The organism is Streptomyces sp. NPDC049879, assembly GCF_044461265.1.
Classification (GTDB): Bacteria; Actinomycetota; Actinomycetes; order Streptomycetales; family Streptomycetaceae; genus Streptomyces.
In genome coordinates this window covers 252,619-268,858 of sequence record NZ_JBITKT010000001.1, presented here as the reverse complement: position 1 = coordinate 268,858, position 16,240 = coordinate 252,619, and the positions used below count along the sequence as shown (strand labels likewise).

Sequence of the window (16,240 nt, the reverse complement as noted above, 5' to 3'; positions counted from 1 at the left end):
GAACCTCCAACCCCCCGGCGGGGGCCCCACCGCCAGCACGCCACCCGGCCCAGGCTCCGGCTGCATCCCCGGGGACCCAGGAGCCTCCAGCACCACTGGACCCACGGGAGGGGAGTCCCGGACGTGTTTGGAGCCGCCGGAGTCCCCGGCGCCACGATCCGGCATCGACGGCGGAGGCCCGGAAACCGGCCCCGGCTGAACACCCGCCTCGAACCCCACCGACAGCACACCGCCCCCGGGGCCTGCGGCGCCAGGACCCACGGGCGGGGAGTCCCGGGCGTATCCGGAGCCGCCGGAGTCCCCGACGGCACGGTCCGGCGTCGACGGCGGAGGCCCGGAAACCGGCTCCAACTGGACACCCACCTCGAACCCACCGACAGCAGACCGCCCGGCCCAGACTCCGGCTGCGTCCCAGGGGACCCGGGAGCCTCCAGCACCACAGGCCCGACGGGAGTCCGGGCCGTACCCGGGGCACGCGTAGGGGTGGAGGCGCCGCCGTCACTCCTCCGGTGCCCCGGCGGCGGGAGGCCCGGAGACCGGCTGCGGCTGAACGCTCGCGTCGGGCCCGGGCTCCGGCGGCGGTGACGAGGGACCCCGGGACTGGCTCCCGCCGCGTCCTCGGAACCTGGGGGCCTCCAGCACCACACGTCGCACGAGAAGGGAAGTCCCGGGCATGCCCGGGGTCTTCAGCGGCATGGCCGGGACACCGGTCCGGCGGCGGTGGCGGGGACCGGCTCCGGCTGAACGCCCGCTTCGGACCCCACCGACGGCGCGCCCCACGGCCCGGCAACGGGCCCGGGCTCCGGCTGCATCGTCGGCGTCACAGGCACGGTGAGAATTCCGGGCGCACCCGGAGTACGCGTAGGGGAGAAAGCGCGGCCGTCACTCCTCCGGTGCCCCGGCGGGGACACCGAATCCGGCGTCGATGGCGGGGAGTTCGGGTTCCGGCTGCGTCCCCGCATCCGGTGGCCCGGCAGGGACATCAGGTCCGGCGTCGGTAGCGGGCGGCTCGGGCACCGGCTGCGGCTGAACGCCCGCCTCCGGCCCGGGTTCCGGCTGCGTCCCCGCATCCGGTGGCCCGTCGGGGACACCGGAACCGGCGTCGGTGGCGGGAGGCTCGGGCACCGGCTGCGGCTGGATACCCGCGTCCGGCCCGGCGACGGGCCCGGGCTCCGGCTGTGTCTCCGGCGGCGTCTCCGGTATGGGTGACACCGGTGACCCGGGGGTCTCCGGCGTCACAGGTCCGACGGGAGTCCCGGGCGTGACCGGGGTCTCCGGCGGCACGGCCGGGACAGTCGCTTCCCCCGAGGACTCGGGCACCGGCACCGGCGCCGGGACGGGAACGGCCTCGGGCACGGGCTCGGCCACCGGCAGGGTGGCGGCCAGGGTCACGGGCGGTGGCGCGGCGGTGGCCACCGGGTCGGGCACGGCCGTCCGCGCGCGCGGGACCATCCGCTCCTCCCCCGTCCGCTCCCCCGGCGGCTCACGCCTGACGACCGGTGAGAACGGCTCCCCGCCGCGCCCCGTGCCCTCGCCGCCGCCCCCACCGCCCGTGCCCGCGTCCCCGCCGTACTGCCGCGCCCCGTGCTCCGGCGCCGCCGCCGGGGGCGGCTGGGCGGGCGCGTGCGGCGTCGTCGGCGCCGCCGCGGCGCCCGTCGCGATCGCCATCGCCGCGCCCACCACCAGCTTCGCCAGCGCCCCGCCCGCGTGCGCGATGCCGGGACCGGCCGGTATCAGCTCGGCGGCGAGCCCGGCGCCGAGCGGCGCCGCCACATGCGTCGCGTGCACGGCCCCCGCCGCCTGGGCCGTCCCGCCCATCAGCCGGGCGGCGGCCAGCCACCCCACCAGCGCGGCGGGCACGAGCCCCCGCAGCGTCGCGTTGATGTCCACCAGCTCCAGGTACGCCGACCGGCAGCGCTCGCAGCCCTGCAGATGGTGCCTCAGCTGCCGGTAGCCGCGCCGCCGCATCGGCTTGCGGGCGAACGCGCCGAGCCGCGTCGCGTGCTGGCGGCAGCCGGCCTGCCCGGTGAGCGCCGAGTTCACGTGCGCCTGGAGGTACGCCTCCCGCAGGCCCTCGCGGGCGCGGAAGGCGAGGACGGCGGTCGCGTTGGGCGTCAGGCCGAGCAGCGGGCCGACGCGGCTCAGCGGCTGCTGCTCGACCGCCGTGTGCCACAGCACCTCCTGCCACCGCTCCGGCAGGCTGTGGAACGCGCGCGCGGCCATCGAACGGTCGGCCGCGCGGATCAGCGCGGCCGACTCGGCCGGGTGCTGGGTGGCAGGGTGCTGCGCGGCGAGGTCGCCGAGGTCGGCCACCGGCTGCTCGCGCCGCCCGCCCGCGCCCCACTGCGCCGCGACACGGCGGACCGTCGTGAGGAGGTACGCGCGCGCCGACTCGTTCGGCCCGGCGCCGGAACGCAGGGCGCGCAGCGTCCTGGCGAAGACCTCGGCCGTCAGGTCCTCGGCGAGGTGGGTGTCCGCGCAGCAGACCCGGGCGTAGCGGCGGACCGCGCCCGCGTGCCGCCGGTAGAACGCCCCGTAGGCCACACCGTCGCCCGCGCGCACCCGCGCCAGCAGCATCTCGTCGGGCTCCGCCATACCGACCCCTCTCCACCGGCGCACCCCGCGGGCGCGGGCGATCCCTACTACCGGCCCGCCGGGTCAAGTCGGCGCCACGACACCACTCCTGGGCGCCGTGTCACCCCAATGCCTCACACCCCGGCAGCCGACGCGTCGTTGGCGACATGTGAGACCGACGACACGGAGAACACGCACTGATGATGCATGACGAGGAAACGAATCTCCTGATCCCTCCGGAACTCAGGACAGGACCGGGCGGCTGGGATATCTTCGGCGACACCTCCCGGCTGGAGGAATTGCTGCTCCCCCTGGACGTCGTGCCGGGCGCGGAGGCGGCCGACGAGCCGCGCGCGCCCCTGGACGGGACCGTGCCGGCCCGCCATCGCAAGCGCAGGCAGCGCGTCCAGTGGCTCGGCCCGTCGGCCCAGGTCAAGTGGCTGCGCTGGACGAGCCTGCTGATCGCTGCCGCCGCGACCGCGCTGATGGCGATGCTCAGCGTCCTCGGCGGCCTCATCTCCTACGGCCCGCTGCGCGACGCCGCCGCCCCCGGCGCGTCCGACGCGCTGACCGACTGGTGGCCGCTGCTGATCTTCGGGCCGTGGCTCGTCGCGTCGCTGTCCATCGTGCGGGCGGCGCTGCACCAGCGGCGTTCGCTGCACTCCTGGCTGGTCGTCGTGCTGTTCTCCGGCATCGCGGTGGCGCTGTGCGTCGCGCAGGCGCCGCCGAGCGTCATGAGCCTCGCCGTCGCCGGTCTGCCGCCGATCTCCGCGCTGCTGGCGTTCCACCAGGTCGTCCGGCAGATCACCCTCATCAGTCCGCCGCGCCACGCGGTGCCGCGGCAGCGGCCCCGCCCCGATCAGGCCTGAGCCCCGGCCCGGCTCCGGGCAGACACCCCCGAGCGCCCGGGACCGCGCCGCACGCCCCGCCCTCCCGTACCGCCGGACCTCTGGTGGTACGGGAGGCGGGCGGCCGGTGGCGACACGACGGAGGCCCCGTCCGCATCCGCAGATGTGGACGGGGCCTCCGTCATATGGGGTGAGTGACGGGACTTGAACCCGCGGCCACCTGGACCACAACCAGGTGCTCTACCAACTGAGCTACACCCACCATCCGCCGCCGCAGCGGCCGGACACGAGTGTACAGGGTCGCCGGGGCCCGGCGCACCGCGCTTCCGCGCGGCCCGGCGGAGGCCCGTTCAGCGGACGACGTGCTCCGCCGCGATCCGCCGGGCGGTGTCCGAGTCGGGGCCCGGCTGGGGCACGAAGACCGTCTCGCGGTAGTAGCGCAGCTCGGCGATGGACTCGCGGATGTCGGCGAGCGCCCGGTGGTTGCCGCCCTTCTCCGGGCTGTTGAAGTACGCGCGGGGGTACCAGCGGCGCGCCAGCTCCTTGACGGACGAGACGTCGATCACGCGGTAGTGGAGGTGCGACACGAGCCGGGGCATGTCGCGGCTCAGGAACCCCCGGTCGGTGCCGATGGAGTTGCCGCACAGGGGGCTCTTGCCCGCCTCGGGCGCGTGCTCCCTGATGTAGGCGAGGACGCGTTCCTCCGCCTCCTCCAGGGACGTGCCGCCCTCCAGCTCGTCCAGGAGCCCGGAGGCGGTGTGCATGGCGCGCACGACCTCCGGCATGGACTCCAGCGCCGCGGCCGGGGGCCGGATCACGACGTCCACCCCCGTGCCGAGCACGTTCAGCTCCGAGTCGGTGACCAGCGCGGCCACCTCGATCAGGGCGTCGTCGGCCAGGGACAGACCGGTCATCTCGCAGTCGATCCACACCATGCGATCGTTCATGCGAACAACCTTACGTCGCGCAGGGCGACGGGCCGGTCGCCCCGGCCCGTCGCCCTGCGCCGCGCCCGCCCCCGCTCAGGCGGGCGGGCGGCTGCGCTGGCCCGGCACCCGGGCCGTGAACCCGTCCGCGACGGGCTTGACCCGCGCGCCGGTGTCCTGCTGCCTGGCCCGGTACGCCGCCCGGTACGCGGCGGGCGAGGCGCCGAGCTGCCGCCTGAAGTGGCCGCGCAGGGCCACCGGCGAGCGGAAGCCGCAGCGTCCCGCCACCTCGTCCACCGAGTAGTCGGACACCTCAAGCAGCCGCTGCGCCTGGAGCACACGCTGGGTGATCAGCCACTGGAGCGGCGCGCTGCCGGTGAGCGAGCGGAACCGGCGGTCGAACGTCCGCCGGCTCATGTACGCGCGGGCGGCGAGCGTCTCCACGTCGAACTGCTCGTGGAGGTGCTCCAGCGCCCAGGCCACCACCTCGGCCAGCGGGTCGGCCCCGATGTCCTCGGGTAAAGACCGGTCGAGGTGCCGGTGCTGGGCGGGCTCCGCCGTGCCGTTGCCCCTGCGGGGCGGCAGCACCAGGCGGCGTGCCAGGGCGGCGGCGGCCTCGGGGCCGTGGTCCTGGCGGACGATGTGGAGGCACAGGTCGATCCCGGCGGCGGTGCCCGCCGAGGTCAGGATGTCCCCGTCGTCCACGAACAGTTCCCTGGGGTCCACGTGGACCGAGGGGTAGCGCTTGGCGAGCGTCGGCGCGTACATCCAGTGCGTCGTCGCGGGGCGGCCGTCCAGGAGCCCGGCGGCCCCCAGGGCGAACGCGCCCGTGCACAGGCCGACGATCCGCGCGCCCTCGCTGTGGGCGCGCCGCAGCGCGGCCAGCGCGGCGGCGGGCGGCGGGCCCGTGATCGACCGCCAGGCGGGGACGATCACCGTGCCTGCCCGCGCGACGGCCCCGAGACCGTACGGCGCGCGCAGCTCCAGCCCTCCGGTGGTGCGCAGCGGCCCCTCCTCACCGGCGCAGGCGAGCAGCCGGTAGCGCGGGACCCCGGCGTCCTGGCGGTCGATGCCGAAGACGGACAGCGGAATGGAGCTTTCGAACATTGGACTGCCGCTGAACAGCAGCACCGCGACGACTTCGCGGCGGCGTCGGGCAGCGAGCTTGACGGCTGGCTCGGGGCCGTGCGTTGGGTCCTGGCTCATGCTCCTCAGTTCCCTCGGTCGTCGCATCCTCTCGGTCCTGCACGTTTCCCCCGACGTGATTGCCAAGATCGAATCTACTGTGTCAGGTGAGGTCGGCGGGACAAGTTCATCACTCGGCGCTATATCGACATGACAACGTGGCGCGAAGCAGTCGATCTGGAAGCGTTGCACGCGCGAGCAGTTGGGGGAAGTACGCCTCCCCCCGCCATCCCCCCTGTGCTGGGCCCGCGATGGCCCGGACGCCCGGCCGCGGGACTTCCCCCGGTATACCGGAGGGGTCGGCGTGGCCGGTGGGCAGGGTGCTGCCGACCAGGGGAAGTTGGCCGAAAATGGCGGGCACCGGCCCGACTGTCGCACTGCTCCCGGCGCGCGCCTCCCCCGCGCTGCTCCACCCCGGGGGCGCGCGGCAGGCGCATCGATGCAGGCAGGGCGGACATGTCAACAACGGGGGGCGCGGGCGCCCGGCGCGCGGTCACGCACAGCCAGCGCCCGTATCACCAGGTGTCCGAAAGGATTGCGTCGCCGGGGCCGGGTAGGGCATGCTGCTCGGTCACGGTCGCGGCTTTGGTTTCAGGGGTTGTACGCGGCAACCCTGGGCACTGGATGACCAACGCCGTACCCTGGGAGTGGAACCGGTGGAAGTGAGACGTATGTACCGGATTTTCGGAACGGCCGTGGATTCTGAGAATTCCGAGGGTTCTCCCGGAGTTCCCCGAGTGACCGGTCTTCCGGGTCGTCCCGGTCCCGTCACCCCTCCGCCATGTCCCTGTCCCTACGCCGGCACCCCCGAGGCTTCCTCACTGACTCACCGCTGAGGCACCGATGGCTGGATACGAGTTCCCCGAACCAGCGGATCGCAGGCGCGTCGCCGATCCCTCGTCCACGCCCGACCTGGCCGGGGACGCGTGCACGCCCCGAGATCCCGCGTTCCAGCACGGCGTGGTCGTGGGCTTCGACGGCTCGACGTCCAGTGAGCGCGCGCTGGCCTACGCGGTGGGCATGGCGCAGCGCTCGCACTGCGGGCTGATCATCGTCCACGTCGCCAACCGGCTGCCGACGACCGTCTGGGCGGGCTGCGAGCCGCCCGCGCTGGTCGACGTGCCGGACCACAGGACCGAGGTGCTGGGCCTCGAACTCGCCTGCGCCGAGCACCTGTCGGACGTGCCGTGGGTGCTGCTGGAGCGCGGCGGGGACATCTGCCACGAACTGGAGGAGGTCGGCCGGGAGTTCGTCGCCGACGCCATCGTGGTGGGCACGACCCACGGCCTGCTCGGGCGGCTCTTCGGCTCGGTGTCGGGACGGCTGGCGCGCCGGGCCCAGCGCCCGGTGATCGTCATCCCGTAGCCCGGCGCGCACCGCCCGTCGCGGGAACGCACGGAAACCACCGGAAGTCCCCAGCTCCCCCGGGAGCACCACGGACGCCACCCCGCACGCACACCACCGCCCCGCCGGGATCCAGGACAGCCCGTCCGGGAGCCCGCGCGGGGCTTCGGCCTGCCCGTTCGCCGGAACGGGGGGCGTTCCCCTGGGTGCGCACGGAGCATTCACCAAATTTGTCGGCCGTGACGGGTGGATTGTGCGTTTGTGATGGGCATAACAGGGTCACCGGCTCGACAGAACCGGTCCCGGTACCGCTTTGGGCCGCCGGTCGGGAGGTGACGGACCCGGCCGCGGCTTATCCCAGCCGGCGTAATGGGCGACGCCGGCGCACCGGGCGGCCCCCGGGGGTGCGTATGGTGGCACGCACTCCCCGGGGGCCGCCGCACGTCCCGGCCCGCTCAGCGCCTCACTCGACGGTGACGGACTTCGCGAGGTTCCGCGGCTTGTCGATGTCCCGGCCGAGCGCCAGCGCCGTGTGGTACGCGAGCAGCTGCAGCGGGATGCCCATGAGGATCGGGTCGAGCTCCGGCTCGTTGCACGGCACCACGAGGGTGTCGTCCGCCTTCGCCTGCTCCTCGTGCGCGACGGCGACGATCCGGCCGCTGCGGGCCTTGATCTCCTCCAGCGTGGCGCGGTTCTTGTCGGCCAGCTCGTCGTTCGGCATGATCGCGACCGTCGGCACGGCGGGCTCGATCAGCGCCAGCGGGCCGTGCTTCAGCTCGGAGGCCGGGTACGCCTCGGCGTGGATGTAGGAGACCTCCTTCAGCTTGAGGGACGCCTCCTTGGCCACCGGGAAGCCCCGCACCCGGCCGACGAACAGCATGCTCTTCGCCTCCGCCAGCTCGGCGGCGAGCTTCGCGATGCGCTCCTCGTCGCGCAGGATCTGCTGGATCTGCTCCGGCAGCTTCCGCAGGCCCTCGATGATGCGGCGGCCGTCCGCGACCGACAGGTCCCTGATGCGGCCCAGGTGCAGCGCGAGCAGCGCGAAGGCGACCGCCGTGTTGGTGAAGCACTTGGTGGAGACGACGCACACCTCGGGCCCCGCGTGCACGTAGACCCCGCCGTCCGTCTCGCGGGCGATGGCGCTGCCGACGACGTTCACGACGCCGAGGACCATCGCGCCCTTGCGCTTCAGCTCCTGGACGGCCGCGAGGGTGTCGTACGTCTCGCCCGACTGGCTGGTGGCGATGTAGAGGGTGTCCGGGTCCACGACCGCGTTGCGGTAGCGGAACTCGCTGGCGGGCTCGGCGTCGGCGGGGATGCGGGCCAGCTCCTCGATCAGCTGGGCGCCGATGAGGCCCGCGTGGTACGCCGAGCCGCAGCCGAGGATCTTCACGCGCCGCACGGCGCGGGCCGCGCGCGGGTCGAGGTTCAGGCCGCCGAGGCGCACCGTCGCGAACCGGTCGTCGATCCGGCCGCGCAGCACCCGGTCCACGGCCTCGGGCTGCTCGGCGATCTCCTTGTGCATGTACGTGTCGTGGCCGCCCATGTCCCAGCTCTCGGCCTCCCACTCGACGGTGGTCGGGGAGGTGGCGGTGCGGCTGCCGTCGGTGGTGTAGGTGCGGTAGTCGTCGGCCTTGAGGGTGGCCATCTCGCCGTCGTCCAGCGTGATGACCTGCCGGGTGTGGCTGACCAGCGCGGCGACGTCGGAGGCGACGAACATCTCCTTCTCGCCGATGCCGAGGACGACGGGCGAGCCGTTGCGCGCCACGACGATGCGGTCGGGGAAGGCGGCGTGCAGGACGGCGATGCCGTAGGTGCCCTCGATGTGCCGCAGCGCCTCGCGGACCTTGCCCTCCAGCGTGTCGGACTGGGCGCGGGCGACGAGGTGGGCGAGGACCTCGGTGTCGGTGTCGGAGGCCAGCTCGACGCCGTCGGCGGCCAGCTTGGCGCGCAGCTCGGCGGAGTTGTCGATGATGCCGTTGTGGACGACGGCGATCTCGCCGAGCGCGTCCAGGTGGGGGTGGGCGTTGACGTCGTTGGGCGCGCCGTGCGTGGCCCAGCGGGTGTGGGCGATGCCGCTGGTCCCGGCGAAGCGCGCGGGGACCTTGGCCTCCAGGTCGCGGACGCGGCCCGCGTTCTTCACGACCTTGAGCCCGCCGCCCCTGCCGCTGTTCTGGATCGCGATGCCGGCCGAGTCGTAGCCCCGGTACTCCAGGCGCTGGAGCCCTTCGAGAAGGAGGGGCGCGACGTCCCGCTTGCCGATGTACCCGACGATTCCACACATGGGCGTTCCTCCCGCGGCCCGCAGGCCTGCTGGTCCGTTCCTATCCGTACACGATGCGCCGCAGCTGCCGCAGCGACAGCGCGGGCGGCGCCACGGCGCGGCGCGGCAGCTCGTCCGCGATCCGTTCGAAGATCATCTCGTTGGTCAGCCCGCCGGAGCGCAGTTCGCGGTGGCGCCTTCGAACGAATTCCTCGGCCGTCTCGTCGAAGTACGCCAGAACGTCGAGAACCACCCGGGCAGCCTCACCGCGGGAGAGCGGTGTGCTGCGCACCAGGTGGTCCACGAGGTCGTCATGCGGCGGCGTACGGCGTTCTGGCACCTCTCGATACTGGGGAGGACGGCGCGCTTTCGCAACATTCCTGCCCGATATCGGGCAGGAAGTGTCGGGATCAGGCGTCGAACGCGGTCGCGCGCGCCGTCGCCTCCCAGGTGTCCAGCTCCGCGCCCACCTGGCCGAGGTGCCCGCGGATGGCGTCCACGGCGTCCGCGCCCAGCGGCAGGCGCAGCGGCGTGTCCGCCGCGCGCAGGGCCGCCAGGATCGCGGCGGCGGCCTTGGCGGGGTCGCCCGGCTGGGTGCCGTCGCCCGCCGCGGCCATCCGGCGGGTCGGCCCGACGGTCGCCTCGTACGCGGGCAGGCCCGTGCTCGCGCTGAGGTTGGCGAACAGGGAGGTGCGGAACGCGCCGGGCTCCACGAGCAGCACCTTGACGCCGTGCGGCGCCACCTCCTGGGCCAGCGCCTCCGACATGCCCTCCAGGGCGAACTTCGTCGCGCTGTACGCCGAGAAGCCCGCGAACGTCGCCTGCCCGCCGAAGCTGCTGAGCTGCACGACCGCGCCCGAGCCGCGTGCGCGCATGGACGGCAGGACCGCCCGGGTCAGCTCGGCCGGGCCGAACAGGTGCACCTCGAACAGGTCGCGCAGCTCCTCCTGGGTCGTCTCCTCGAAGGCGCCGACGTGCGTGCGGCCCGCGTTGTTGACCAGGACGTCGATGCGGCCGTGCCGCGCCAGCACGTCGGCGACGACGGCCCTGATCCCCGGCTCGTCGGTCACGTCCAGCGTGACCGCCTCCACCCGGTCGGGGTGGGCCGCGACCAGGTCCGCGACGGTCTCCTGGCGGCGCGCGGCGGCGACCACCACGTGCCCGGCGGCGACGGCCGCCTCGGCGATCGCGCGCCCGAAACCGCTGTTCGCGCCGGTGATGAACCAGACCTCGCCCATGTGCTCCTCCTTCGTCCCCGGGGCTCCCCCGGCTGACCACCACCCTCGCCCCGCCGCCCCTTGCCCGTCCAAGACCTGCGGTGATAACCAAAGGGCATGGACGTGCACGGGCGGGACCTGCGGTACTTCGTGACAGTGGCCGAGGAGCTGCACTTCACCCGTGCGGCCGAACGGCTGTACGTCTCGCAGCCCGCGCTCAGCAAGCAGATCCGCGCCCTGGAGCGGCAGCTCGGCGCACCCCTCTTCACGCGCGGCAGGGGCGACGTACGCCTGACGCCCGTCGGCACCGCGCTGCTGCCGCACGCCCGCCGCGTCCTGGCCGACTGGGACGCCGGGCGGTCGGCCGTCGCGGCGGCCCTGGCCGAGCAGCGGGCCACGCTGGTGATCGGCATGTCCACCAGCCCGGGCCGTGGCGGGCTGCTGCCGGCCGTCAGGTCGCGGTTCACGGCCGCCGCGCCCGGGGCGGGGCTGCGGCTACGGCAGGTCGGCTGGGAGGACCCCACGGCCGGGCTGGCGGACGGGTCGAGCGACCTCGCGTACGTCTGGCTGCCCCTGCCGGAACCGGCCAGGTACGGCTGGCTGGTGGTGGCCGAGGAGCAGCGGTTCGTGGCCCTGCCGCAGGCGCATCCGCTGGCCGCCGGGGAGCGCGTGTCCATGGCGGACCTGCTGGACGAGCCGTTCCTCGCCCTGCCGGAGGAGGCGGGCGCGCTGCGGGAGCACTGGCTGGCGCCCGAGGCGCGCGGCGGGCGGCCCGTGCGGATCGGCGCCGTCGTGTCGGGCCCCGACGAGACGTACGAGGCGCTGGTGGACGGCCGGGGCGTCGTGCTGCTCGCGGAGGGCAACGCGCCGCTGCTCGCGCGGGACGGCGTCGCCGTGCGGCCCGTGGAGGGCCTCTCCCCCAGCAGGCTGGCGCTGGCCTGGCGGGCGGACGACACCCGGCCCCTCGTACGCCGCTACGCCGAGGCCTGCCGCCAGGTCACGGCGCCGCGTATCGCATGATGTCCGCATGAGACGTACGGGGCGCCGCATCGCTGTCATACCGCTGCTCGCACTGCCGCTGCTGGGCCTGGCGGCCTGCGGCGAGGAGGACGGCACGGGGAGGTCGGCCGGGACAGGCGCCGCGGACGAGCCCGTGGACGAGGCGCTGGTGGCGCGCGCGGCGGCGCTGGACACGACGGTGGACATGGTCTACGTGACGGAGGCGCCCGGCTTCACCCTGGCCGTCCAGTCGGTGGGACCGCTCAACGCGAGCGGCTTCCAGAGCAGTTACACGGACGCGAGCGGGGCGGTGCTGCACCTGACGGTGGACCACGCGCCGCGGGACACCGAGGACCTGTGCCCCGTCCTCACCGGCGGCGAGGGCTGGTTCTGCGCCACGGACGGCGGCGTGTGGACCGCGTCGTCGGACGCGTCGGGCGAACTGCGGGCGCGCGTCGAGGACGGCCGCCTGATCACGGTCGCGGGCGACACGTCCGTACCCGCCGAGGCGCTGGACGCGGCGCTGGAGGCGGCGCACCAGGCGGACGCGGAGGAACTGGCCGCGACACTCCCCGACGCCCCCGACGACGACGGCACCCCGGTCGAACGCGGCGACCTCCCCGCGAACGGCGACGGCGCCCCCGTCGACCCGGTGGACCCCGAGAACGCGAGCGGCTGACACCACCCGGCGGGGACGGCCGTCAGACCTCGCAGCCCTTGGCCTCCTTGAGCCCGGCGACGAAGTCCCCGGCGAACGCGCGGATGGCCTCCGCGCGCCGCTGTGTCAACTGCGTGACGCGGCGTACGGGACTCTCAGTTCCCGTGCGATCAGCATCCGCTGCACCTCGCTCGTGCCCTCGCCGATCTCCAGGATCTTCGCGTCGCGCCACATGCGGGCGACGGGGTACTCGTTCATGAAGCCGTAGCCGCCGTGGATCTGGGTGGCCTCGCGGGCGTTGACGACGGCGACGTCCGAGGAGTGCAGCTTGGCGATGGCGGCGGCCTTCTTGAACGGTTCGCCGGCCAGCAGGCGGGATGCGGCGTCGCGCCAGGCGACGCGGGCGGTGTGGGCGCGCGTCTCCATGTCGGCCAGCTTGAACTGGATCGCCTGGTTGTCGCCGATGGGGCGGCCGAACGCCTCCCGCTCCCCCGCGTACCGCACCGACTCGTCCACGCAGCCCTGGGCGAGGCCCGTCGCGAGGGCGGAGATCGCGATGCGGCCCTCGTCCAGGATGCGGAGGAACTGCGCGTAGCCCCTGCCCGGTTCGCCGAGCAGGTTGGCGGCGGGGACGCGGACGTCGGCGAGGGACAGCTCGTGGGTGTCCGAGGCGTTCCAGCCGACCTTGGAGTAGGGCGGCGCGACGGTGAGCCCCGGCGTGCCCGCCGGGACGATGATGGCGGAGATGCCGCGCCCGCCGTCCGGCAGCGCGGTGACGGCGGTGACGGTGATCAGGCCGGTGATGTCGGTGCCCGAGTTGGTGATGAAGCTCTTGGTGCCGTTGATGACCCAGCTGTCCCCGTCGAGGACGGCGGTGGTGCGCGTGCCGCCCGCGTCGGAGCCGCAGCCCGGCTCGGTCAGGCCGAACGCGCCGAGCGCCTCGCCGCTGCACAGGCGCGGCAGCCAGGCGCGTTTCTGCTCCTCCGTGCCGAAGCGGTGGATCGGCATCGCGCCGAGCGAGACGCCCGCCTCCAGGGTGATGGCCACGGACGAGTCGACGCGGGCCAGTTCCTCCAGGGCCAGGCACAGCGCGAGGTAGTCGCCGCCCATGCCGCCGTACTCCTCGGGGAACGGCAGGCCGAACAGCCCCATGCGGCCCATCTCGCGCACGATGTCGTAGGGGAACGTGTGGTTCTCGTAGTGCTCGGCGATCCGGGGGGCGACGACGTCGTGGGCGAACGCCTCGACCGTCCGGCGCAGTTCCTCGTGCTCGGGGCTGAGGCGGTGGTCAAGGGGCATCGTCAGGACTCCTCGGGTGCGAGAGCGCGTACGGTGCGGGAGGGGCTGGGGCGGCCGAGGTGTGCGGCCATCCAGCGGCTGGTGGCGGCGAGCCGGTCGAGGTCCACGCCGGTCTCGATGCCGAGGCCGCGCAGCATCCACAGCAGGTCCTCGGTGGCGAGGTTGCCGGTGGCGGACTTCGCGAACGGGCAGCCGCCGAGCCCCCCGGCGGCGGCGTCGACGGTGGTGACGCCGTGCCGCAGGGCGGTCAGGGTGTTGGCGAGGGCCTGGCCGTACGTGTCGTGGAAGTGGACAGCGAGGCGGTCGGCCGGGACGCCCGCCGCGTCGAGGGCGGCGAGCAGCGCGGTGACCTGTCCCGGGGTGGCGACGCCGATGGTGTCGCCAAGGCTGAGTTCGGCGCAGCCCATGTCGAGCAGGCGGCGGGCGACGGCGGTGACCTGGGCCGGGCGCACGTCGCCCTCCCACGGGTCGCCGAAGCACATCGACAGGTAGCCGCGCACGGGCACCCCGGCGCCGGTGGCGCGGGCCACGACGGGCGCGAACATGGCGAGCGACTCCTCCACGCCCCGGCCGAGGTTGGCCCGCGCGAAGGACTCGGTGACGCTGGCGAAGACGGCGATCTCGCGGACGCCGCGCGCGAGGGCGCGGTCGAGGCCGCGCTCGTTCGGCACGAGGACGGGCAGGCGGACGCCGGTGCCGGTGAGGTCGCCAAGCATGCCGTACAGCTCGTCGGCGTCGGCGAGTTGGGGGACGCGCCCCGGGTGGACGAAGCTGGTCGCCTCGATCGTGGTGAGCCCGGCGGCGGCGAGGCGGTGGATGAACTCGGCCTTCACCGCGACCGGGACGACGGCCGCCTCGTTCTGCAGGCCGTCGCGCGGCCCGACCTCGTGGATGCGCACGCGCGCGGGCAGCCCCGGGGCGGGCACGGGGGACGGCGCGGGGGTGCTCACGGGCCCTCCTGCGGCGCGGTGACGACGGCGAGCGGCTGGTCCATGGCGACGGTGGCGCCCGCCGTGACGTGCAGCTCGGTGAGCGTGCCGTCGTACGGGGCGGTGACGACGTGCTCCATCTTCATGGCCTCCACGACGAGCAGGCTCTGCCCGGCGCGCACCGGGTCGCCGACGGCCGCCTTGACGACGGTGACCGTGCCGGGCATGGGCGCGCGCAGGGCGTCGGCGGTCCCGGGGCGCGCGCCCCCGGCGGCCGTCACGGGGTCGTGCTCCCGCAGGTGCCAGGCGTCGCCGTCGCGGCCGAGCCAGGGACCGCCGGGGCCGGGCGCGTGGGAGAACGTGTGGGTGACGCCGCCGTACTGCACGCGGACCGTGCCCGGGTCGCCGGGCAGCAGCCGGGCGGGCTCGGCGGGGGCGTCGCCGACGCGCGCCTCCCCCGGCCGCACCCGTACGGTCACGGGCTCGCCGCCCGGCACGCGCCACGTACGGGCGGTCCAGGCCGCCTCGCCGCCGAGGCGCCAGCCGGACGGGACGGCGAACGGGTCGGTCCAGCCGCCGGGCGCCGGGGCGAGCGCGTCGTGGGCGAGGAGGGCGGCGGCCGCGTACGCCGCGTCGGGCGGGTCCGCGGGGGCGAGGGCGGCGCGTTCGCGGTCCACGAGGCCGGTGTCGAACGTGCCGGCCGCCACGTCGGGGTGGGCCAGGAGGCGGCGGAGGAAGCCGGTGTTGGTCTCCAGGCCGAGCACGGCCGTCCCGGCGAGCGCGGTCCGCAGGCGGCGCAGCGCGGTGGGCCGGTCGGGGCCGTGGGCGACGACCTTGGCGAGCATGGGGTCGTAGTCCGTGCCGACCTCGGTGCCCGCGAGCAGCCCGGAGTCGACGCGTACGCCCTCCCCCGCCGGTTCGCGCAGCAGCAGGACGGGCCCGGACGACGGCAGGAAGTCCAGCCGGGGGCTCTCCGCGTAGATCCTGGCCTCCACGGCGTGGCCCCGGGCGGTGGGCGCGTCGTCCTGCGTGAACGGCAGGGGCTCCCCTGCGGCGATCCGCAGCTGCCACTCGACGAGGTCGAGCCCGGTGGTGAGTTCGGTGACGGGGTGTTCGACCTGGAGGCGGGTGTTCATCTCCATGAAGAAGAACGTGCCGGGGTCGTCGCCCGGCACGATGAACTCGACCGTGCCCGCGCCCCGGTAGCCGCAGCGGCGTGCGGCGCGTACGGCCGCCTCGCCCATCGCGGCGCGCGTCGCCGGGTCGAGCAGCGGGCTCGGCGCCTCCTCCACGATCTTCTGGTGGCGCCGCTGGAGCGAGCACTCGCGCTCGCCGAGGTGGACCGCGCCGCCGTGCGCGTCGGCGAGGACCTGGATCTCGATGTGCCGGGGCCGGTCGATCCACCGCTCGGCCAGCAGCGTGTCGTCGCCGAACGCGGCGCGCGCCTCGCGGCGCGCGGCGGCGATCTCGTCGGCCAGCCGCTCCGGGTCGCGGACCAGCCGCATGCCCTTGCCGCCGCCCCCGGCGGACGGCTTGAGGAGCAGCGGGAAGCCGGGGTCGCGCGCGGCGTCCGACAGGTCGCCGTCCGGCGTGCCGGGGACGACGGGCACGCCGCCGTCCGCCGCGAGGCGCTTGGCGCGGATCTTGTCGCCCATGGCCTCGATGGCACCGGCGGGCGGGCCGACGAACGTGAGCCCCGCCGCCTCGACGGCGCGGGCGAACGCGGCGTTCTCCGCCAGGAACCCGTAGCCGGGGTGGATCGCCTGGGCGCCGCTGCGGGCGGCGGCCTCCAGGAGGCGTTCGGCGGACAGGTAGCTGTCGGCGGCGCGGGCCGGGCCGATGCGGACGGCGGTGTCGGCCTCGCGGACGTGGCGGGCACCGGCGTCGGCGTCGCTGTGGACGGCGACGGCGGTGATGCCGAGGCGGCGCAGCGTCCTGATGACGCGGACGGCGATCTCGCCCCTGTTGGCGACGAGCACGGTGTCGAACATCGGTGGT

At 74.8% G+C, this 16,240-nt stretch carries 13 protein-coding genes and 1 tRNA gene; 4 read left to right on the top strand and 10 right to left on the bottom strand.

Annotated features, from left to right (window positions below):
* Positions 1-882: 882 nt before the first annotated feature.
* Complete coding sequence (locus ACIBPC_RS01205; protein ID WP_398840435.1) at positions 883-2,595, bottom strand: sigma-70 family RNA polymerase sigma factor; 1,713 nt, start codon at positions 2,593-2,595, stop codon at positions 883-885.
* 179 nt (positions 2,596-2,774) lie between these two features.
* Between ACIBPC_RS01205 and ACIBPC_RS01200 the strand changes: the two genes are divergently transcribed.
* The gene (locus tag ACIBPC_RS01200) at positions 2,775-3,443 is read left to right on the top strand and encodes a hypothetical protein (RefSeq protein WP_398840434.1); all 669 of its coding nucleotides are present in this window, start codon (positions 2,775-2,777) and stop codon (positions 3,441-3,443) included.
* A gap of 165 nt (positions 3,444-3,608) precedes the next feature.
* On the opposite strand, the gene ACIBPC_RS01195 is transcribed toward ACIBPC_RS01200, so the two are convergent.
* The 3 genes from ACIBPC_RS01195 to ACIBPC_RS01185 form a co-directional block, all read right to left on the bottom strand.
* Positions 3,609-3,684: transfer RNA gene (locus ACIBPC_RS01195), tRNA-His, on the bottom strand.
* 88 nt (positions 3,685-3,772) lie between these two features.
* Positions 3,773-4,369: an oligoribonuclease gene (gene orn / locus ACIBPC_RS01190; protein ID WP_398840432.1), complete on the bottom strand. Its 597-nt coding sequence runs from the start codon at positions 4,367-4,369 to the stop codon at positions 3,773-3,775.
* A gap of 75 nt (positions 4,370-4,444) precedes the next feature.
* Positions 4,445-5,554 (bottom strand): helix-turn-helix domain-containing protein, encoded by a 1,110-nt coding sequence (locus ACIBPC_RS01185; RefSeq protein ID WP_362965978.1) that lies wholly within the window; start codon positions 5,552-5,554, stop codon positions 4,445-4,447.
* Positions 5,555-6,376: 822 nt separating this feature from the next.
* Between ACIBPC_RS01185 and ACIBPC_RS01180 the strand changes: the two genes are divergently transcribed.
* Entirely contained in the window at positions 6,377-6,898 is a 522-nt protein-coding gene (locus tag ACIBPC_RS01180; protein WP_362965980.1) for a universal stress protein, read from the top strand.
* A 442-nt stretch (positions 6,899-7,340) separates the two neighbouring features.
* Here ACIBPC_RS01180 and glmS read toward each other — a convergent pair whose 3' ends face one another.
* The 3 genes from glmS to ACIBPC_RS01165 all read right to left on the bottom strand — a co-directional run bounded on the left by glmS (position 7,341) and on the right by ACIBPC_RS01165 (position 10,378).
* On the bottom strand, positions 7,341-9,161 hold the full coding sequence (gene glmS / locus ACIBPC_RS01175; protein WP_362965982.1) for a glutamine--fructose-6-phosphate transaminase (isomerizing): 1,821 nt from the start codon (positions 9,159-9,161) through the stop codon (positions 7,341-7,343).
* Between the two features lie 40 nt (positions 9,162-9,201).
* Entirely contained in the window at positions 9,202-9,480 is a 279-nt protein-coding gene (locus ACIBPC_RS01170; protein WP_362965984.1) for a hypothetical protein, read from the bottom strand.
* A 70-nt stretch (positions 9,481-9,550) separates the two neighbouring features.
* Positions 9,551-10,378: an oxidoreductase gene (locus tag ACIBPC_RS01165; protein WP_398840429.1), complete on the bottom strand. Its 828-nt coding sequence runs from the start codon at positions 10,376-10,378 to the stop codon at positions 9,551-9,553.
* A 96-nt stretch (positions 10,379-10,474) separates the two neighbouring features.
* Between ACIBPC_RS01165 and ACIBPC_RS01160 the strand changes: the two genes are divergently transcribed.
* The gene (locus ACIBPC_RS01160; RefSeq protein ID WP_398840427.1) at positions 10,475-11,377 is read left to right on the top strand and encodes a LysR family transcriptional regulator; all 903 of its coding nucleotides are present in this window, start codon (positions 10,475-10,477) and stop codon (positions 11,375-11,377) included.
* 7 nt (positions 11,378-11,384) lie between these two features.
* A complete protein-coding gene (locus ACIBPC_RS01155) occupies positions 11,385-12,035 on the top strand; it encodes a hypothetical protein (RefSeq protein WP_398840425.1) in 651 nt (216 codons plus the stop codon).
* A 105-nt stretch (positions 12,036-12,140) separates the two neighbouring features.
* Here the strand turns inward: ACIBPC_RS01155 and ACIBPC_RS01150 are convergent, their stop codons facing one another.
* The 3 genes from ACIBPC_RS01150 to ACIBPC_RS01140 are packed head-to-tail and all read right to left on the bottom strand — an operon-like array spanning position 12,141 to position 16,233.
* Positions 12,141-13,313, bottom strand: coding sequence for an acyl-CoA dehydrogenase family protein (locus ACIBPC_RS01150; RefSeq protein ID WP_398840423.1), 1,173 nt, complete (start codon positions 13,311-13,313; stop codon positions 12,141-12,143).
* Positions 13,314-13,315: 2 nt separating this feature from the next.
* Positions 13,316-14,263 carry a hydroxymethylglutaryl-CoA lyase gene (locus tag ACIBPC_RS01145; RefSeq protein ID WP_398840421.1) on the bottom strand — a complete coding sequence of 316 codons (948 nt, stop codon included), beginning with the start codon at positions 14,261-14,263 and terminating at the stop codon, positions 13,316-13,318.
* Positions 14,260-16,233 (bottom strand): biotin carboxylase N-terminal domain-containing protein, encoded by a 1,974-nt coding sequence (locus ACIBPC_RS01140; protein ID WP_398841737.1) that lies wholly within the window; start codon positions 16,231-16,233, stop codon positions 14,260-14,262. Before ACIBPC_RS01140 ends, ACIBPC_RS01145 begins: the two co-directional genes overlap by 4 nt.
* Positions 16,234-16,240: the final 7 nt, after the last annotated feature.

Coding starts and splice junctions, on each gene's coding strand:
- ACIBPC_RS01205 (WP_398840435.1), bottom strand. CDS start 2,595: ATGGCGGAGCCCGACGAGATGCTGCTGGCGCGGGTGCGCGCGGGCGAC.
- ACIBPC_RS01200 (WP_398840434.1), top strand. CDS start 2,775: ATGATGCATGACGAGGAAACGAATCTCCTGATCCCTCCGGAACTCAGG.
- orn (WP_398840432.1), bottom strand. CDS start 4,369: ATGAACGATCGCATGGTGTGGATCGACTGCGAGATGACCGGTCTGTCC.
- ACIBPC_RS01185 (WP_362965978.1), bottom strand. CDS start 5,554: ATGAGCCAGGACCCAACGCACGGCCCCGAGCCAGCCGTCAAGCTCGCT.
- ACIBPC_RS01180 (WP_362965980.1), top strand. CDS start 6,377: ATGGCTGGATACGAGTTCCCCGAACCAGCGGATCGCAGGCGCGTCGCC.
- glmS (WP_362965982.1), bottom strand. CDS start 9,161: ATGTGTGGAATCGTCGGGTACATCGGCAAGCGGGACGTCGCGCCCCTC.
- ACIBPC_RS01165 (WP_398840429.1), bottom strand. CDS start 10,378: ATGGGCGAGGTCTGGTTCATCACCGGCGCGAACAGCGGTTTCGGGCGC.
- ACIBPC_RS01160 (WP_398840427.1), top strand. CDS start 10,475: ATGGACGTGCACGGGCGGGACCTGCGGTACTTCGTGACAGTGGCCGAG.
- ACIBPC_RS01155 (WP_398840425.1), top strand. CDS start 11,385: ATGAGACGTACGGGGCGCCGCATCGCTGTCATACCGCTGCTCGCACTG.
- ACIBPC_RS01150 (WP_398840423.1), bottom strand. CDS start 13,313: ATGCCCCTTGACCACCGCCTCAGCCCCGAGCACGAGGAACTGCGCCGG.
- ACIBPC_RS01140 (WP_398841737.1), bottom strand. CDS start 16,233: ATGTTCGACACCGTGCTCGTCGCCAACAGGGGCGAGATCGCCGTCCGC.